Below are 2,464 nucleotides of genomic sequence, written 5' to 3'. Positions count from 1 at the left end.
CCTAGTTGGTAAATCTGGTCTGCCTTTTGAGTCATAGCATCCCAAGGTTCTTTGCCAATTCGACTGACTAGATGGACCTGGCCTTTCAGAGACTTGAGGTGTTGTCTGCCTTTTTCAGTAAAGCCAAGGACATGGATGCCTTCTGGCAAGTCGCTTTCTCTGGCCTGCACCAAGATATAGGTCAAGAGTCGTCGTACACGCGCCTTGGTATAACGCTTTGTCGCAACCGCCTCGACCAATTCGTCAACAGACTGGGCTGTTTTGATAGCTTCCTTGATACGCACAGCCATTTCTTGATTGACCTGATAGATGGTGGTTAGGTCTGGATTTGACAAGATTTGATAGCGGAGCAAGGTAAAATAGTCATCCCAACTCACCCTACACGCCAACTCAAAGAGGTCAAGAGAAGGCATAAAGCGTTCTAAGAAATCTTGGTCTGATTGATGCTGACGGAGGGCTGTTGCTGAGGCAAAGTCCACTTCCTTGTCCACAGAATGATAACCAGCCCCCTGACGCTGAATCGGATGGAGTTTGATTCTACGTCCCGCAACCCCCTTGGCATAGGCCAAAGCTAGAACATGATTGGGTGTATTGCCTGAAAAATCAAGACCTGCAAATTCCTTCCACATGGCTTGGGTTTTCTGAGGATAGGAAAGGGAATCAGGCAGATTTTCCACAAATTTCTCCATCTCAGTGCCTTGCTCCGTGTATAGGTCAGCAATTTTCTGATAATCCAGAACTTCCTCCGTCCCGAAAGCGAGGGTATCAATGCCCAAGCGAGCCAAGATATCCACAGCTCCTTGGCCAAAGAAATCTGCCGCCTGAACACTGACTAAAAAGGGCAATTCCACTACCAGATCTGCTCCATTTTCCAGCGCCATCTGAGCCCGTGTCCACTTGTCTACGATAGCAGGTTCTCCACGCTGCATGAAATTCCCAGACATGGCAACGATTTTCAGTCCCTCCGCCTGCTCAAGCAAGTATTTGTGCCCATTATGAAAAGGATTGAACTCTGCGATAATACCTGTGATGGTCATGATGTTCTCCTACTTCTGCGCGACAAAAAACCAACGGGTGCTGGTTTCTGTTGGCTCCTTGTCCTCAAAGTCCGCATAGAGTTTGAAAGACTTGAAACCAGCCTGCTCCAGCAAAATATCATAGGTCAAAACTTCATAGGTCCGCTCCTCATGCACTTCATCGTGACGACTAAAGGAACCGTCAGCCTCCTTGATAAAGAAAGTCAACTCATGCACGATGGAGTGAGGAGCTTCGTCCTCATAGGTATCCCAAAGCATGGCAAAATCTTCCGCATTTTCATGGTAGGAATAGCCTGGAAAAACCTCATCTGTCTGGTAGGTCGAATGCACATCAAAGATGAATACTCCGTCTTCATTGAGGGCATTATACACTTCTTTAAATACGTCCCCTACCTCCACCTCATCCTGCATGTAGCAGATAGAGTCCGAGTAACACGTAACAAAGTCGTACTTACCAGCCTTGGATAAATCCAGCATATTACCTTCGATAAAATCAATCTTTTGCTTGGCTGAAGTAGCTCTTTTCTCCGCAATCTTCAGCATATCAGCGCTCAAGTCAAGTCCTGTCACATCAAAACCAGCTTGAGAAAAGCGGACAGACTGGATACCTGTTCCACAAGCCAATTCCAAGAGTTTCTTTCTCTCCTTGGTCTTTGGCAAATGACGGAGGGAAAAATCCGTCCATTTATCGTATAAACTGTCATCCATGACCGCATCATAAACAGCCGCAAAGGTTTCATAAGTTGCCATAATCATGATACCAAGTCCGCCCGTAATCGGAATGAAAATTAGGAGCTTGACGATGGAGCCGAGCTCCAAGGAAGGCTATCTATTTTCCGACGATTACAGGACGGGTTCAAATCCTTTCTAAGATACAAAGAGCGTTAAAGACTAAGAGAAAATAGGAAACTTTCTGCTGTATCATCAGATACAAAGGAAGTTACTCTTTTTCTCGCAGCTTTTAGCTCGTGTTCAGTTTCAAGATCAACCAAACACGTCGCCCTCACCTTTCCATCAATTTCTTTTAAAATAAGCAAAGAAACCCAGTTGACTGCAACTGAGTTCATATCCTATGCTAAGGCTTCTGAAATGTCTATTGAGCTCGCCTCATGCCATAGTTTTTCTAAGTTATAATGGGCACGCATTTCTTCTGAGAAGATATGCACAACGACACCACCGAGGTCTAGCAAAACCCAGCCTCCAGCTGCATCGCCTTCGACATGGCTGCCTTTAACACCAGCTTCGGCTACTTTTTCACGGATATTGTCAGCGATAGCATCCAACTGGCGGCTATTCATTGAGCTCGTGATGACAAAGTAGTCCGTCACGCTGGTCAAATCTTGTACATCAAGTGCGAGGATATCCTCCGCACGTTTCTCATCAGCCGCTTTCACGACTAGTTCTAGTAATTCTTTTTCGTTCATTTA

General features: G+C 45.8%; 3 protein-coding genes. All 3 read right to left on the bottom strand.

Annotation, left to right across the window (positions count from 1 at the left end):
• The coding region (locus GMD6S_RS11765) for a nucleotidyltransferase (protein ID WP_000156372.1) at nucleotides 1–1,037 on the bottom strand (1,037 nt) is incomplete at its 3' end.
• 9 nt (nucleotides 1,038–1,046) lie between these two features.
• A complete protein-coding gene (locus tag GMD6S_RS11760) occupies nucleotides 1,047–1,787 on the bottom strand; it encodes a class I SAM-dependent DNA methyltransferase (RefSeq protein WP_008279438.1) in 741 nt (246 codons plus the stop codon).
• Nucleotides 1,788–2,107: 320 nt separating this feature from the next.
• Nucleotides 2,108–2,461 carry a ribosome silencing factor gene (rsfS, locus tag GMD6S_RS11750; protein ID WP_001003013.1) on the bottom strand — a complete coding sequence of 118 codons (354 nt, stop codon included), beginning with the start codon at nucleotides 2,459–2,461 and terminating at the stop codon, nucleotides 2,108–2,110.
• Between the last annotated feature and the right edge of the window lie 3 nt (nucleotides 2,462–2,464).

The organism is Streptococcus sp. GMD6S (assembly GCF_000297015.1).
The sequence above is the reverse complement of the archived record's forward strand: the minus strand, read 5'-3'. Positions and strand labels throughout refer to the sequence as shown.

What these genes read in the sequence shown, in the direction of transcription:
- GMD6S_RS11760 (WP_008279438.1), bottom strand. Translation starts at nt 1,787, where the DNA reads ATGGCAACTTATGAAACCTTTGCGGCTGTTTATGATGCGGTCATGGAT.
- rsfS (WP_001003013.1), bottom strand. Translation starts at nt 2,461, where the DNA reads ATGAACGAAAAAGAATTACTAGAACTAGTCGTGAAAGCGGCTGATGAG.